Here is a 15,325-nt window from a genome sequence, read left to right as displayed (position 1 = left end):
TGGCTTCGTTGAACGAGCATTGGGTGAAAGAGCAGCTTTCGAAAGATTTTGCTTCCAGCAGGGTGTCGGCCAGATCCAGGTCTGCGAAGTTTTCTTCGAAGAATTCGTTGCGTTTCAGGATTTGCTCGTTCATGTTTTTTTGCTGGACTGAGCGTACAGAGTTTTGCGGATTGAAACACATTTAATTGAATACGCATCCGAATCTCGCCCGGGTGCATCCCCTCCCCTGCATGGCAGGGGAGGGTTAGGGTCAATGCTCCGAGCTTAGGGTTTTCAACCGCTGGAAACACTTGTTCGTCATTCCAGCGAAAGCTGGAATCCAGTGCCTTTCAGCCCAAAGTCGCTGGATTCCAGCTTTCGCTGGAATGACGGGTTTGGGTTCTGTAGCGACTGGAAGAACCTTAAGTTCGGAGCATTGAGGTCAGGGTGGGTGCGAGCGCAGCGAGCGGCGCGTGGCAGACGCCACCGTAAGTTGGATATCACTCAGTATTTCATGCCTGCAAATCGTGCGAGATTCGGCTACGCCCTTCCCTTTTTTGACGGCCGCCAAAACCGGTGCACCAGAAACGGAAGCAAAAGCGAAAGGCCAACCGACCAATGCAGCACGGCGATGATAGGAAGCGCACTGTCGCCGGGCGGGTAATACAGCAAATAGCCTGACACGACGAGTTCAAGCAGCAGAAGAAACAGCAAGCCACCGGTGATGCGATGACGCCCTGCTTTCCATCCCCAGATGATATGGCGGCCCCAAAGCCAGCCGAACATCCACAGCGACAGGAAGGCAAACAGCCCATGCAGCGAAAGCCACCAATGCTCCAACGGATGCGGGGATGGCCCGAACGCGGTTTGCTGCATCATGAAGTAATGGAAGGCCAGCCAAAGTGCGCCGGTCAGCCACAGGCCAATGCCGATCACATAAAGCGTCAGGCGGATGGGATGGGTCAGGCGCATCGGTTCAAGGGTCGCAAAAGTTGGTCATTGAGGCATGCGTGCCGATGGAAGTCCAGTCCGTTCCATCCAGCATAAACGCCACCGCTTGATATCGATCAAGGATCGCACCGGAGGCGGTACCGGCAGCCATCACCACCTTGGTGAGCGCATCGGCATCGATGCAGCGCGATGCAACCACCGTCACAAAACGGTCTGTTTTGCAGTGGCGTCGCGTGCGTGGATCGATGTGCGGGCTCACCCTGTGCGCGCCCGTCACTTCATCGTGCCGCATCTGGCTGCCTGAACTGGCCACGGCGGCATCGTCAATCCGAACCGCGGGCACGGCGTTGTCCCTATGCGGCGCCGCCAGATAGACCAGTTCCGGTTCCGGCCCTGACAAACGCAAATCGCCGCCCGCTTCCACATAGATACGTGTGGGATGATGCTTTGCGATGCGTTCGAACGCGCCATCCACGGCATAGCCTTTGGCAATGCCACCCAGATCCAGCCATAGCGGCTTGCCGAATCGAACGGTTCCATCCGGGGATAGTTCGACGTCCCGCCAATTCGCATCGGCAACCGGCGATACGCCATCCAAAATCGGAAGCAGTCCATCGTCGACCAATTGCGGCGCGATGGTGGGATCAAACAAACCGTCCGACATCTCAGCCAATTCCATGGCACGGCGAAGCACCGCATACGTGTGCGGATCAACCGTAACGGCACGCCGTGATGCATCACGGTTCAACCGCGACAACTCGCTTTCCGGCTCATGAAAACTCATCAAGCGATGGATCTCGGCAATGAGATCGAACGCATCCGTGATGACCTCGTTCGCCAGGGACGACGGCAAGCCGTCGACCCGGATGCGGACGATCGTGCCTAACAGAGGCTTGGCACGTTCAATGGGAAGCGATGGCGATGGCATAAGTCGCCAGGAGCCTGCGCACGCCATCCGTGATGTGTTTGGACGAAAGCGTGGCGCCGGAAATGTTCTGGATGTCCTTGGTCAAGGTGAGCGTGTCGCCGTTGTGCTTGCCATTGAATTGCGCCAGCCATTGCGGGTTGCGCACCTGATCGCCGAAAGCTTCGCGGTATTCGAGAATTTCAATGCTTTTCACCGCGCCGGCGTTGTCCAGGCCCACAGCAATCGGGATGAATTCATGCTTGCCCACCACCTGATCCGCAATGAACCATCCGCCAGTAGAAACTTTCCAGAGCTGCAGCTGGTGGTTCAGCACATCGGTGCCGCTCGCTTTTTCAATGGCGTGGACTTGCTCATCGGTCAACGTCAACGGCTGCTGCGTGAAAGTGGCGCCGGGAAACATGAGCTGTTGCGCCTGCTCCACGCTGAGGTAGACCTTCGCGTAAGCCGGTGTGGCCGCGACCACGATCGCGACCGTAGGAACCAGAAGAAATTGAGCTTTCATGTTCCGTTCTCGTCAGAAGTAATAGCCGACTTTCAGGCGCACGCGGGTGTGTTCGAAATCCACATCGTCGTCATAGCCTTTGACGATCATGGTGGGATCCATGTAGTTGTGCGCGCCCGGAAGTTGCTGCCACCACGTCAACGTCGCAAAGAAATGCTGGTTCGCGTAATGGATGGTGGGGCCGGCATACCACGCGTTGCCCATCCACTGGCTGTGATCAAAGAGGTTCCACTGGTTGATCTCGCGTTCGTTCTGGAACTCCCAGCCGGCCGCCCAGTTGGACGTAAATCGATACGAGGCGCCGACGCCAAAATTCACGTCGGTTTCGATGTTGGTATTGCGGCGGAAATCCACGCTGTCCGGATCGGCATAGGGATTGCCCGGCAGCTCGCGCACTTCCGGTGCCCACGTTGCATTGCCGACGATCACCAGCCGGTCGTCCAGGTAGTTCTTCTGCAAGATGGCCTTCAAGGAGAGCTCCTGAAAGCGCGGACCGATTTCCGGTTCGAACAGAAACGCAACGCCAATCGGATCCGTATAAGGGCTGCGCACGCGCCAGATGCCTTCCACCGCGGCAGCAATGAACTTGGTCTTGTTGAAGTGGCTGTCGGGGGCCGGGAAATACGGCGAAAACTGTTCCGGCGGTGTCGTCGTTCCATCGGGACCGTTGTGATAGGCCTGGGTCCAGTCGTAGATCAGGTAGCCGGACAACTGGAAGGAATCGGACACGCCATAGGAGTATTCGGTCTGTCCTTCCAGCAGGTCGTATCGCCCTCCGGCCTTCTGATGGCGCCACGACAACCACTGTTCGACTTCCTGGCCATGCTTGGGCAGCAAGTCGGTGGTGTAGAGAAAACCCAGTAGCGGTTCATCGGCCTGTGCCGGCATGGAGACGCCGAATGCGGCGGCGGTGGCAAACAGGCACGCCGCCAGCCTTCCTTTCAAAACACGATACATGAGGCCCCTTGGCTACTCGAAATGAGAGTAGCTCGCATTCTCGCGTATTTTGACGCCAGCCTCAATACGAATGATTCTCATCATTCAAGCGGCCGATCGCTGCCTGATCCGGCGAGATGGCTGAAAATGACGTCATTTGTGGCCTTACAACCGGTCTGAATTCAGGCAGGGTAGACAACGCCCGATTGCCGCTGCGGTCGGCGTCACACCAGGCCGCCCTCCGGCGAGGCTCACTTTCGCTTTTTCGGCGGTGCGATCCACCTGCGTGCCGTCTTTGATGCCGGTCGGGGAAAAACGATCTTGGGAATGTCATGCATCGCCGCGGTGAATGGCGTATCCGAAAAAAGCCAGAACACGGCCGTGTCGTCGTAACTGCGGCTGCCCATCACGTGCGCGCCGACTTCGCCAAGCGTGCGGATGAGTGATTCCCTCGAATCGGCGCTCGATGACCGGATACCCAGTCAAGCTCGTCGTTCGATGCGGCGGCAAAGGTTGGCTTTCAGAAAGACAACGAACGACGACAGCGCATTTCGACATGCCCGCGTTTTGTGTAACAAGGTTGGTACAACGGGCAATCTGCTGTGCACGTAGGCTGGGATGAAATCCCAGCTTTTTTCGGCGCCTGATGCTGGGATTTCATCCCCCCTACGCAACCCAGTTGCAGATGATGCGCGGCTGATGTCAACTGCGCGTGCTGGCAGGCCGATCCATTTCTTTACCGGGAAGTACTCACGATCAGGGGACACGTATGCGGAAGCTGGAGAACACCAGGCTCGCCATCATCGGGCTTGGGTATGTAGGACTGCCGTTGGCCGTCGAGTTTGGCAAGCACTACGACACGATCGGCTTTGACATCAAGAAAGGGCGTATCGACGAACTGCGTGCCGGTCACGACAGCACGCTGGAAGTAAGCGCGGGCGAATTGGACGAGGCTACGCGATTGCGCTTCAGTGCGGATATCGCCGAACTGGCCGATCGCAACACATACATCGTCACCGTGCCCACGCCGATCGACAACGCCAAGCGGCCTGACCTGACGCCCTTGATCAAGGCGAGCGAAGCCTTGGGCAAGGTGTTGTCGGCGGGCGATGTGGTGGTCTACGAATCAACCGTGTATCCGGGCTGCACCGAGGAAATCTGCATTCCCATCCTCGAACGCGAATCGGGGCTTGTTTACAACCGCGATTTCTTCGCCGGCTACAGCCCCGAACGCATCAATCCCGGCGACAAGCAGCATCGCGTCACCAGCATCCTTAAAGTCACCTCTGGCTCGACGCCGGAAACCGCGGATTTTGTCGATAGCTTGTATGGCTCCGTGATCACCGCCGGCACGCACAAGGTCAGCTCGCTGAAAGTGGCCGAAGCGGCCAAGGTGATCGAGAACACCCAGCGCGACCTCAATATCGCGCTGGTCAACGACCTGGCGATCCTGTTCAACAAGCTCGGCATCGATACGCTGGAAGTGCTGCAGGCAGCCGGCACCAAGTGGAACTTCCTGCCCTTCCGCCCCGGCCTGGTCGGCGGGCATTGCATCAGCGTCGATCCGTATTACCTCACGCACAAGGCGCAGGAAGTCGGGCATCACCCGGATGTGATTCTTGCCGGACGGCGCACCAACGACAGCATGGGTCCTTATGTTGCCAGCGAAGTGATTCGCCTGATGGTGCGCAAAGGTATCAATCCGGTGAATGCGCGCATTCTGGTGCTGGGCCTGGCGTTCAAGGAAAACTGCCCCGACCTGCGCAACACGCGCGTGGTGGATATTCTCAAGGCGCTGTGTGGCTACAACGCGCAGGTCGACGTGCATGATCCATGGGTCAGCGCCGCCGAAGCGGAGCACGAATATGCGATTACGCCGGTGAAACTTCCGCAGAACGGCGATTACGATGCGGTGATCATCGCGGTCGGGCATCGCGAGTTCGTGGCGATGGGGGCGGATGGGATACGCGCGTTTGGCAAGCCGACGTCGGTGGTTTATGACGTGAAGTATGTGCTTCCGCGTGAGGCGGTGGATGGGCGGCTTTAGTAACGCTCTGCATGACAACGGTACTAACTTAGGCATCGTCGCCCTGGCGAAAGCCGGGGCCCAGCGACTTTGGGCGCCCCAAAAAGTCACTGGATCCCGGCTTTCGCCGGGACGACGGGTTCAAGTTTTTTTGCAGTAGTCAAGCGAACACCGCCTAAGTGAGTGCCATCGAGCTTAAGCAGTGTCATTGCCCCAACAGGACGTCACACCATGAAAGTACTCGTCACCGGCACCGCCGGCTTTATCGGTTCGCATGTCGCACTCAAGTTGCTGGAACGCGGCGACGAAGTCATCGGTTTCGACAGCCTCAACGATTATTACGACGTCCGCTTGAAGAAGGCACGCCTGGCGCGATTCATCGACCATCCGCACTACGCGCACGTGCATGCCGATCTTGCTGATCGCACTTCTGTCGAACAAACCTTCGCCACGCACAAGCCGCAACGCGTGATCAATCTCGCTGCGCAAGCTGGCGTGCGTTATGCCGCGGAAAATCCGTACGTCTACGTCTCCAGCAACGTCACGGGTTTTCTGCATATTCTCGAAGGCTGCCGTCAACATCCGGTCGAGCATCTGGTGTTTGCCTCGACCAGTTCGGTCTACGGCGCCAATACCGCGATGCCCTTCTCCGAGCATCAATCGGCAGAGCATCCGCTTACGCTCTACGCCGCCACCAAGAAAGCCAACGAGCAGATGGCGCACAGCTACGCGCACTTGTACGGCATTCCCAGCACCGGCCTGCGCTTCTTTACGGTGTACGGGCCATGGGGCCGTCCGGACATGGCGCTGTTTCTGTTCACCAAGGCAATTCTTGCCGGCGATCCGATCAAGGTGTTCAACCACGGCAAGCACAAGCGCAGCTTCACTTACGTGGACGATATCGTCGAAGGCGTGGTGCGCACGCTGGATCGCGCGCCCAGCAAAAACACCGATTGGAATAGCGCCGCGCCCGACCCTGCCAGCAGCGGTGTCGCACCGTATCGGCTTTACAACATCGGCAATGAGCAACCGGTGGAACTGCTGCATTACATCGAGGTGCTTGAGCAATGCCTGGGTCGCAAGTCAAAGATGGAGATGCTGCCGCTGCAAGCTGGCGACGTGCCCGATACCGAGGCCGATGTAACAGAACTGATACAGTCGGTGGGTTATGCGCCAAAAATTTCTGTAGCCACGGGCATTGCTAACTTCGTAAGCTGGTACAGGGAGTACTACCGCGAGTAGCTTCGGCAACTCGCTGCGACTTGCGCACGCAAAGAGTCTGGGGGCGACGTGATCATTGACTACCTGGATAGTTCAGCCGCATCCGACGTCGATGCCGATCTTTGCATCATTGGCGCAGGCGCTGCCGGCATTGCCATCGCACGGCATTTCATCGGCACGCCGACCACCGTTTGCTTGATCGAAGGTGGCGGCGCCACGGGCGAAGAACAAAGCCAGGCATTGTACGAAGGCCTGTCCGTCGGCACGCCGCACTTGGATGCCGGCACGTCGCGCATGCGCGTCTTTGGCGGCAGCTGCAATTTATGGGGCGGCGGCTGCATTCCATTCGGCAGCCGCGATCTGGCCGAACGCGATTGGGTACCGCACAGCGGCTGGCCCATCGGCTATGACGATTTGAAGCCTTATTACGAAAGCGCGCGCGAGTACTGTCAGATCGACGCGCATTATCTCGGTGACGGCTCTTTCCTGACGCCACTCGAACGCGCACCGCTGCCGTTCGACGCCGACAAGCTGGTCAACTACATCTTTGCGCGCAGCCCGACGCTGTTCGGCAAGGCCTATCGCGCCGAACTTGAAAAAGCGCCGAATATCACCGTTCTGCTGCATGCCAACCTGCTTGAACTGCATGCCTCAGCCAGCGGCGGTTCTATTCGCCATGCGCGCATCGGCACGCTTCACGGACGCAAGGGCGTCGTTCGCGCGCAGCATTACGTGCTGGCCTGTGGCGGTATCGAAAATGCACGCCTGCTGTTGCTGTCCAATTCCGCCGTGCCGCATGGCCTGGGCAACCAGCACGATCTGGTTGGCCGTTATTTCATGGATCACCCCTGCGGCAGCATGGGCACCATCACGACCGACACGCCGGAGCGGCTGACACGCCCTTACGATCGAAATCTCGGCAAAGGCCCTGCTCCGGCGTTCCCGGAAATCGGTTTGGCGGATGCCTTCCAGCAAACACGGCGCATCTTGAATGGACGCGTCCATCCATTTGCCGTGGAAGGACCCGTACCGCAAGGCATTCGATCCTTGCGCGATTTTCGTGCCGCGTTGCGGCCATCCGTACAGGATGAAAACGCGCTTTTGGAAGCACGCCTTTGCGCAGCATTGAGAAATGCGCCGGCCAACGATGAGGATGTGCGTGCACGCAACGCGCATATTGCGATGCTGGCGCTGCGCGTCGGATTGGGTTCCGCGGATATCGCCAAGGCGTTCTTGCACAAGTTGCGCAACAAGCCGACCGTGCGCAGCAACCGGGTCGAGCTGATCGGGTATTTTGAACAGGCGCCCAATCCGGATAGCCGCATCACGCTCGCGCATGAGCGCGATGCATTGGGTTTGCCGAAGGTTTGCGTTGACTGGCGGCTTACCGCGCTCGATCGTCACACCTACCGCACCGCAGCGGCATTGTTCGGCACTGAGCTTGCCCGCGCTTGCGGCGGCACCTATCAACCCGCCGCATGGTTGAACGACGACGACAACGCTGTTCCCCTCGTCCACACCACCGCGCATCACCTGGGCACGACGCGCATGTCCGACGATCCACGGCGCGGGGTTGTCGATACGCACTGCCGCGTGCATGGCGTGGACAACCTGCATGTCGCGGGCAGTTCAGTATTTCCTACCGGGGGATGGGCGTTTCCGACCTTTACGGTGGTTGCGCTCGCGTTGCGGCTGGCTGAGCAGTTGCGGGTGGGGATGCGGGCTTCTGCGGTTTCGGAGGCGGTGTAAGCAACACAGGTGACATGCCGCTGAAGTTCTTCCGAAAATTTCAACGCTACCGATTCGTCATCCCAGCGAAAGCTGGGATGACGTTGCTTTAGCCTTCCGCAAGACCGGCGGAAATTTTTCCCGTACAGCAATGGGCCTTCGCCGGAGTGACGGAATGAGAGTTCAATAACTGCACCCTAACGTACTCCTCAAGCACTTTCTCACCCCTGTATCACCCATGAAACGCGCTCCCATGTATCACGCATGCAACACCTTTTGGACGGCTAAAGGCCGCCATCGACACCAATAAAAAAATGGCGTAGTTTCGGCTTCCTCAAGGGGGAACAGTGTTTAGGGGTAGCTGGGATGCTTCGTTTTCTACGGCGTCAAACCGTGCGTTGGTTAGTGCTGTTCGGCATCGCCGAATTGCTGCTGCTTGCCTCGTCGCTTTACCTGGCCATGCAGCTTCGCTATTTGCGCAATGCCGACGAACTGGTCGATGTATCGCATCACTTGCTGTTGCGGTCGGTGATCTTTGCGGTGGTCATCATGTTCGGCATGGTGGCGCTCGGTGAATACCGCACGCACTTGCGTACCACCTGGCAAGGCGCAGTGGCGCGGCAGGCGGTCGCTTTCGTTATCGGTGGCTTGCTGCTGATCGTCGGTTATTACCTGGTGCCGCAGGCGTATGTCGGCCGTGGCGTGCTGAGCATGGCGCTGGTATTGGGTTTCCTGGCGGTAATGGTGTTTCGGCTGCTGTTTATGCGCGTGGTGGAGATCGAATCGCTCAAGCCGCGCGTGTTGATTCTCGGCACTGGCCAACGCGCCGCGCAGATTCATAACCGCATGCGCCGGCGTTCGGATCGCCGCGGCTTTACGGTGGTTGGCTACCTGCCCTGCCCCGGCGAAAACATTGCCGTTCCCGAAGACAAATTGCTTACGCCGGATGTGCCGTTGCCGGTGCTGGCCAAGCGCGAGCAGATCGATGAGATCGTCGTAAGCGTCGACGATCGCCGTGGCAGGCTGCCGATGGATGGCCTGCTGGAATGCCGGCAGGCCGGCGTGATGATTACCGATCTCACCACCTTCTTCGAACGCGAATCCGGCCGTGTGCAACTGCTGTCGCTGGAGCCGTCGTGGCTGGTGTTTTCCGGCGGTTTTCATGCCACGCCGCTGCGCCGGCTGACCAAGCGCTGTTTCGACGTGATGGCCGCTGCTGCGTTGTTGCTGTTGTGCTGGCCGTTGATGCTGCTGGTGGCGCTGGCCATTCGGCTCGAATCCGGTCCCGGCCAGCCCATTCTGTATCGGCAGGAACGTGTCGGCGAAAACGGCGAGACGTTCTGGCTGCTTAAATTCCGCAGCATGCGCACCGATGCCGAACGCGACGGCGTGGCGCGCTGGGCCAGCAGGCAGGACGATCGCGTCACGCGCGTGGGCCGCATTTGCCGCAAGTTGCGCTTCGATGAATTGCCGCAGCTATGGAACGTGCTCAAGAGCGACATGAGCATCGTCGGCCCGCGTCCGGAGCGGCCGCAGTTCGTTGCCGATCTCGCCACCAAGATTCCGTTCTACAGCTTGCGCCATTGCTTGAAACCCGGCCTCGCCGGCTGGGCGCAATTGAGCTATCCGTATGGCGCGTCGGAAGAAGACGCTGCCGAGAAACTCAAATACGACCTGTTTTACGTCAAGAACCACAATCTGCTGTTCGACATGCTGATCCTGATCGAGACCGTCGAAGTCGTGCTGTTCAGTCGCGGCGCGCGCTAAGGCAAATCCAGGCGGATCAATTGCGCGAACCGGGCGGCCGCGCTTGCGCCGTTTTCAGCGAATGCAGCGGCGAGCTATACCAATCGACCACCGAACCGTGGTCGAACCGCACCCACGATGGTCCGTATTCCCACAGATCATCACGAATCTCGACAGGCCTGCCTTCGATGGCGCGTACGCTTTCCGGCGACATACCCAACGTCAACATCGGCGCCGCCGGTGCGTCGGCAGGCGCGGCGTCATTGTCGTGGCTGGCGCTGTCGTTGCTGCCATCCGACGAAGGCGTCACCGCGGATGCGCCCCAGAACAGAACGCCCGTAGCGAGCAGCGCCACCAGGATCAACCATTTTACGTGGCGCCGTGGCATGCGCGGCGGTGTGGACGTGGATGCCGGTACCGGCGTCGGGCGCGGCGGTGGGTTCGTCCGCTGCGAGGCGGCTACCCCGGGTGGCGGTGCGCCGGGCAAACGCCCATGAAGGCGCAGGAATTCCATCGCTGCGTCGTATTGCACATTGAGCTGCTGCAGGCGCTGTGCGCTGCGCGAATTCTTATACCCCTCGTGCCCCGGGAGTGTACGGTCCGGATGCAAAGTGGATACGCAGCGGCGGTAGGCGCGCTTGAATTCGTCCACGCTGCAATCGGGGCTCACCCTGAGCTGCCGATACAACTCAAGAAAATCGATCTCGTTGGCCATGCTTTTTTCCCCTGTTGCATGGTGCCGCTCCCGCACGCCTGGCCACCCGGGCAACTGCGGAGGAACAGCGCTAGCCTCGCGCAGTGTGAAGATCTTCGCAAGCACATTTTCAGCTTGACTTAGTGTGATCTAGTTCTCAAAATCAATCACACGCCCTAGGGGGAGGGGGATCCCGTGCAAGGCTGTCGCGACTACGTTGCCGCTTGTTGCCGCTGTACCGCGGTCGGTGTGCTTTTGGTCGTTGTTGCAGGTTGCGTGCCAGCCGAGGGGGCTCCCGGCGCTCAAACTGTCTCTTTGGGTGCGCATACGCTACAGACCCAGTCCGAGGGCCTTGGCACCAACCCGGTCATTACCGATCCGATCACAACACAGCAACATGGCAGTTCGTTGATCGTCTTCAACGGCGGCTATTCGAGCAACGCGCTGGATCCGATTGACAACTACGGCAATCGCTGGAAGCAGCTGGGCAACGACGTGCCGTTCGGCAACGGCTACGGCGATCGCTTCAACGTCAAGGCCTATGTAGCGCTCGCGGCCAAAGGCGGCCCCGGCCACACCGTCAGTTTCATCAAGAACGGCAACGCGGCGGGCGAAATCTCCGTGCCGTTTATCGAGATCAAAGATGCGGGCGTCCTGCGCGACATCAGCCAGACCTACGCACCCACCGGCACGACCATGAGCAGCGGCACCGTCACCACGAACGGTCCGGCCACGCTGATTGCCGTGTGGTGGGGCGATGGCGGCATCAAGCGCATGACCGCCGTACCCAACAACGGATTCACGGTTATCGATAGCTACCTGAAGCTGCCCGATAACAGCGGTGTGCAATGCGCGGTGGCCTATAAGCAGGTCGCCGCTGCAGGTCGTTACAACGTCAGCTGGGAAGGCGCCCCTGCCCAGGGCGCCATCCTGTGGCTGCTGGCATTTCAATCGAAATGAAGAAAGGGGCGATGCATCGCGCAAGGGGGTGATGCATCGGCGTTTGATCGACGTGCGGCAGAAGGGGGAATGCCGTTGGATGCTTCCATAGCCAGAAGCTCTCCCGTCGTCATTCCAGCGAAAGCTGGAATCCAGTCAAACATGCGTGCGTAGCACACGACATACAAAGTTTTGTGTGCTTCGCACAACGTATCTGACTGGATTCCGGCTTTCGCCGGAATGACGAGCAAGGGTTTTCGGCGATTGAAGAACTCTGTTGCAGTTTGTAACGCGCCACGGCGAACGCGGCGCAAGTGATGTGTCGGCGCAAAGAACCTTTACGCCCTGCACCACGTTTTCGCATGAAGGGAGGGTCATCATGAACATCGGCGCTGCGGCACTTATCGAGCTTGATTGGGACACCTTCGACCCATCGCGCATCCAGCCCGTGCGCCATCGCCTGTCCGAGCATCCCCTGTTGCAACCCGACCAGCTGGTGGCCTTGGGCAAGCGTTTCCAGGGCAGCACGCGACTGTTTACCTTCAACAACGAAGCCGGCGCCGATGCCAACTTCGATGAGGTTGGCCGCCTGTATCCCAACCGGAAATCCGCGGCCGACACCTTGCAAGGCATCAACGAAGCCAAGGCATGGATGCTGCTGCGCCACGTGCAGGACGACCCCACCTACCGCAGCCTGGTCGACATGGCCATGGACCCGATCCAGCCGTTGATCGAACGCAAGGATCCGGGCATGCATTACCGCGCCGGCTGGATTTTCGTCGCCTCGCCGCACACCATCACGCCGTTTCATATCGACCGCAATCACGGCATCCTGCTGCAGATTCGCGGCACCAAGAAGGTGTACGTGTGGGATGCCGAAGACACCGAGGTGTGCAGCGAGCACGCCCGCGACGTCTTCCACGCGCGGCACGATCTAAGCCTGGTGAAGTGGAGCGAAGCGTTCCGCGAGCGTGCGCACGTCTTCGTGGTCAGCCCCGGCATGGGCGTCTATATGCCCATCACCTGCCCGCACATGGTGGAAACGGGCGATGAGCCATCCATCACCATCAGCTTCACCTACAGCACGGCGGCGACACGCCGCAACGCCATGCGGCATGTGGTGAACGACCTGCTCTATCGCAAAGGCATCAAGCCGGTACCGGTGGGCAAGCTGCCGCTGGTCGACACGCTGACCTATGCCGCCGCGTCCGTGATGGTCGCCGCGCACGGCACCGGCAGCCATCTGCCGGCCTGTCCATCGCTGGCGCATCAAAGCGCCTATGCCTTGGCCGATTGAACGAATGATCACGTAACGCAACCTGGCATCGCCAGCCGCTGCAGGGAGGACGGAAACCTCATGAATACATGCATCACCAAGCCCCAGGACGGTACGGCTGAAGGCAGCGTGCTATCGGACGTCCTGCCCGCTCAAACTGGCGCTTGCGCAAGCGGCTGGATGCGGCGCGAATACGTGCTCGATGGCGCATTCGTCACCACACTCAACCGTGCAGCTCGGCGATACGGCGTCAGCGATGCGCGGATGCTTTGCGCTGCCTTGGCGTTGGTCGAATCGCGCTTCACCGGTGCACAAGCCGTTACTGCCAGTTACGCCGAGGGAGGCGTCGCCAGGCTGCGATCGGTGGACGTGCCGGGCACCGGTGCGCGCGATGCGTGGCTGCAGGCGTTCTGGCTGTCGCTGGCCAACGCGGAGCCTGCCCGTTGCCGTACGGCGTGGATCGTTAGCGGCGCGCTTGCTTCGCTCGATACCGATTCCTCATGCGGCGACACCGACAGCCACTGGTGCGTGCAGACATCTCCAGCGCGCATCGAGGTCGCGTTTCGCGCACCGCTGAGCACCGCCGCGCTCGACCTGCTCTTCGCCGGTGCGATGCGTGCGCTGACATGGTTGTGTGCATCCGGCGATGCCGATTTGTCATCGTTCGACGCCTGCGACCCAGGCGAACGCCAGCGCATGCTGGTCGAATGGAATGCCACTGCCGTATCGCGCCGCGCGACGGATACCGTGCATGGCCTGTTCAAGGAACAAGCCCGCCAATACGCCGATTCGTCGGCGATCGAGTCGCTGGATCTCACGCTTTCCTACGCCGAACTCGATGCGCGTTCCGATCGCGTTGCCGCGGGCCTGATGGCCGCCGGTGTCAAAGTCGGCGCTCCGGTTGCGTTGTTGCTCGAACGTTCGCCGGAAGCACTGATTGCCGTCCTCGGCATTCTCAAGGCGGGCGCGGCTTATTTGCCGCTGGACCCGAGTTATCCCGCCGAACGTCTTGCCTTTGTGATCAACGATGCGCAAGCCGCGTTGATCATTGCCGGCGCAGATGTACCCGCGATGCCCGGCATCGCGTTGCCAGTCGTGTCAATCGCATCGCTCGAATGCGATGCATCGGAGTATCGCCCGCCTGCCATCGATGCAAGCGCCCTCGCCTATGTGATGTATACGTCCGGCTCCACCGGCACGCCCAAGGGCGTGGAGATCACGCATCGGTCCATCATCCGTCTGGTGCGCGGCGTCACCTATGTCGATCTCGACAACCAGCCGCGCCTGTTGCACGCCGCACCGCTCGGTTTCGATGCATCCACCCTCGAGATCTGGGGCGCCCTGCTCAATGGCGGCACCTGCATCGTGCACCACGAACGCATCCCTACCGGCTGCGGGCTGGAAGACACGATCGAGCGCCACGGCGCACGTATCGCGTGGCTGACGGCGGCGCTGTTCAACGCCATCGTCGATGAAAATGCGCAGAAGCTGCGCGGCCTGCAGCAACTGTTGATCGGCGGCGAAGCCTTGTCGGTCGCACACGTGCGCAAGGCCTATGCGGCATTGCCTGACGTCACCATCATCAACGGCTACGGCCCGACCGAATGCACCACCTTTGCGGCAACGTATCGCATTCCGCGCGATATGGACGCGGAGGCGCGTTCGATTCCGATTGGCAGTCCAATCGCCGACACTACGCTGTACGTGTTGAACAGCCGCGGCGAACCGGTGCCCGCCGGCGTGATCGGCGAGCTGCATATCGGTGGCGCCGGCCTGGCGCGCGGTTACCTGGCACGGCCCGAGCTGACTGCCGAGCGGTTTGTTGCGCATCCGTTTGAAGCCGGCGAGCGCGTGTATCGCACCGGCGATCTGGTGCGCTGGCTGCCACAGGGCGTGATCGAGTTTGTCGGCCGCGCCGATGGCCAGATCAAGATCCGCGGCTACCGCATCGAGATCGGCGAAATCGAGGCGGCCCTCCAACGCCAGTCCGGCCTGCGCGCATGCGCCGTGCTGGCACGCGAAGATCGGCCGGGACACAAGCGGCTGGTGGCGTATTACGTGGCTGATGATGCATCGGTCAACGCGCGCCGTTTGCGCGATCAATTGGCGCACGCGCTGCCGGATTTCATGGTGCCATCCATCTACATCGCGATGGATGCGCTGCCCGTTACGGCCAACGGCAAACTCGATCGCCGCGCCCTGCCCGCGCCCGACAATCATCGTTCCGAACTGGCCGGCGTCTACGTGCCGCCGATCGGAAAAACCGAACAACGATTGTGCGAACTGTTCGCCGACGTGCTCGGCCTGGACCAGGTCGGCCGCAACGATCACTTCTTCGACCTCGGCGGCAACTCGCTGCTGGCCGTGCGCACGGTGACGCGCATCCATGGCGAGCTGGC

The 15,325-nt window shown here is 60.2% G+C and carries 12 protein-coding genes; 7 read left to right on the top strand and 5 right to left on the bottom strand.

The features are described from left to right. Window positions 1-519: 519 nt before the first annotated feature. From VJR68_RS14155 to VJR68_RS14140, 4 genes are read right to left on the bottom strand one after another with little or no spacing between them, the layout of a single operon-like run. The gene (locus VJR68_RS14155) at window positions 520-951 is read right to left on the bottom strand and encodes a hypothetical protein (RefSeq protein ID WP_324148650.1); all 432 of its coding nucleotides are present in this window, start codon (window positions 949-951) and stop codon (window positions 520-522) included. Window positions 952-955: 4 nt separating this feature from the next. Continuing rightward, window positions 956-1,858 carry an FAD:protein FMN transferase gene (locus VJR68_RS14150; protein ID WP_324148648.1) on the bottom strand — a complete coding sequence of 301 codons (903 nt, stop codon included), beginning with the start codon at window positions 1,856-1,858 and terminating at the stop codon, window positions 956-958. Further along, window positions 1,833-2,360 carry an FMN-binding protein gene (locus VJR68_RS14145; protein ID WP_324148646.1) on the bottom strand — a complete coding sequence of 176 codons (528 nt, stop codon included), beginning with the start codon at window positions 2,358-2,360 and terminating at the stop codon, window positions 1,833-1,835. The genes VJR68_RS14150 and VJR68_RS14145 overlap by 26 nt, the downstream gene beginning before the upstream one ends. 12 nt (window positions 2,361-2,372) lie before the next feature. After that, a complete protein-coding gene (locus VJR68_RS14140) occupies window positions 2,373-3,317 on the bottom strand; it encodes a DUF6662 family protein (protein WP_324148644.1) in 945 nt (314 codons plus the stop codon). A 748-nt stretch (window positions 3,318-4,065) separates the two neighbouring features. Between VJR68_RS14140 and tviB the strand changes: the two genes are divergently transcribed. The 4 genes from tviB to VJR68_RS14120 all read left to right on the top strand — a co-directional run bounded on the left by tviB (window position 4,066) and on the right by VJR68_RS14120 (window position 10,038). Further along, on the top strand, window positions 4,066-5,343 hold the full coding sequence (tviB, locus tag VJR68_RS14135) for a Vi polysaccharide biosynthesis UDP-N-acetylglucosamine C-6 dehydrogenase TviB (protein ID WP_324148642.1): 1,278 nt from the start codon (window positions 4,066-4,068) through the stop codon (window positions 5,341-5,343). A 210-nt stretch (window positions 5,344-5,553) separates the two neighbouring features. Next, on the top strand, window positions 5,554-6,564 hold the full coding sequence (locus VJR68_RS14130) for an NAD-dependent epimerase (protein ID WP_324148641.1): 1,011 nt from the start codon (window positions 5,554-5,556) through the stop codon (window positions 6,562-6,564). 48 nt (window positions 6,565-6,612) lie between these two features. Then, window positions 6,613-8,292 carry a GMC family oxidoreductase gene (locus tag VJR68_RS14125; protein WP_324148639.1) on the top strand — a complete coding sequence of 560 codons (1,680 nt, stop codon included), beginning with the start codon at window positions 6,613-6,615 and terminating at the stop codon, window positions 8,290-8,292. 372 nt (window positions 8,293-8,664) lie between these two features. Further along, window positions 8,665-10,038 carry a TIGR03013 family XrtA/PEP-CTERM system glycosyltransferase gene (locus VJR68_RS14120; protein WP_324148637.1) on the top strand — a complete coding sequence of 458 codons (1,374 nt, stop codon included), beginning with the start codon at window positions 8,665-8,667 and terminating at the stop codon, window positions 10,036-10,038. Window positions 10,039-10,054: 16 nt separating this feature from the next. Here the strand turns inward: VJR68_RS14120 and VJR68_RS14115 are convergent, their stop codons facing one another. Then, complete coding sequence (locus tag VJR68_RS14115) at window positions 10,055-10,732, bottom strand: J domain-containing protein (RefSeq protein ID WP_324148635.1); 678 nt, start codon at window positions 10,730-10,732, stop codon at window positions 10,055-10,057. Between the two features lie 294 nt (window positions 10,733-11,026). On the opposite strand from VJR68_RS14115, the gene VJR68_RS14110 reads away from it, so the two are divergent. From VJR68_RS14110 to VJR68_RS14100, 3 genes are all read left to right on the top strand, one after another. Beyond that, entirely contained in the window at window positions 11,027-11,671 is a 645-nt protein-coding gene (locus tag VJR68_RS14110; RefSeq protein WP_324148633.1) for a hypothetical protein, read from the top strand. 358 nt (window positions 11,672-12,029) lie between these two features. After that, entirely contained in the window at window positions 12,030-12,947 is a 918-nt protein-coding gene (locus VJR68_RS14105; protein WP_324148631.1) for a cupin-like domain-containing protein, read from the top strand. Between the two features lie 60 nt (window positions 12,948-13,007). Beyond that, the coding region (locus tag VJR68_RS14100) for a non-ribosomal peptide synthetase (protein WP_324148629.1) at window positions 13,008-15,325 on the top strand (2,318 nt) is incomplete at its 3' end.

The organism is Dyella sp. (assembly GCF_035277725.1).
Classification (GTDB): Bacteria; Pseudomonadota; Gammaproteobacteria; order Xanthomonadales; family Rhodanobacteraceae; genus Dyella_B.
Note: the sequence above shows the minus strand (reverse complement) of the source record. Positions and strands in the feature narration are given on the sequence as shown.

Coding starts and splice junctions, on each gene's coding strand:
- VJR68_RS14155 (WP_324148650.1), bottom strand. CDS start 951: ATGCGCCTGACCCATCCCATCCGCCTGACGCTTTATGTGATCGGCATT.
- VJR68_RS14150 (WP_324148648.1), bottom strand. CDS start 1,858: ATGCCATCGCCATCGCTTCCCATTGAACGTGCCAAGCCTCTGTTAGGC.
- VJR68_RS14145 (WP_324148646.1), bottom strand. CDS start 2,360: ATGAAAGCTCAATTTCTTCTGGTTCCTACGGTCGCGATCGTGGTCGCG.
- VJR68_RS14140 (WP_324148644.1), bottom strand. CDS start 3,317: ATGTATCGTGTTTTGAAAGGAAGGCTGGCGGCGTGCCTGTTTGCCACC.
- tviB (WP_324148642.1), top strand. CDS start 4,066: ATGCGGAAGCTGGAGAACACCAGGCTCGCCATCATCGGGCTTGGGTAT.
- VJR68_RS14130 (WP_324148641.1), top strand. CDS start 5,554: ATGAAAGTACTCGTCACCGGCACCGCCGGCTTTATCGGTTCGCATGTC.
- VJR68_RS14115 (WP_324148635.1), bottom strand. CDS start 10,732: ATGGCCAACGAGATCGATTTTCTTGAGTTGTATCGGCAGCTCAGGGTG.
- VJR68_RS14105 (WP_324148631.1), top strand. CDS start 12,030: ATGAACATCGGCGCTGCGGCACTTATCGAGCTTGATTGGGACACCTTC.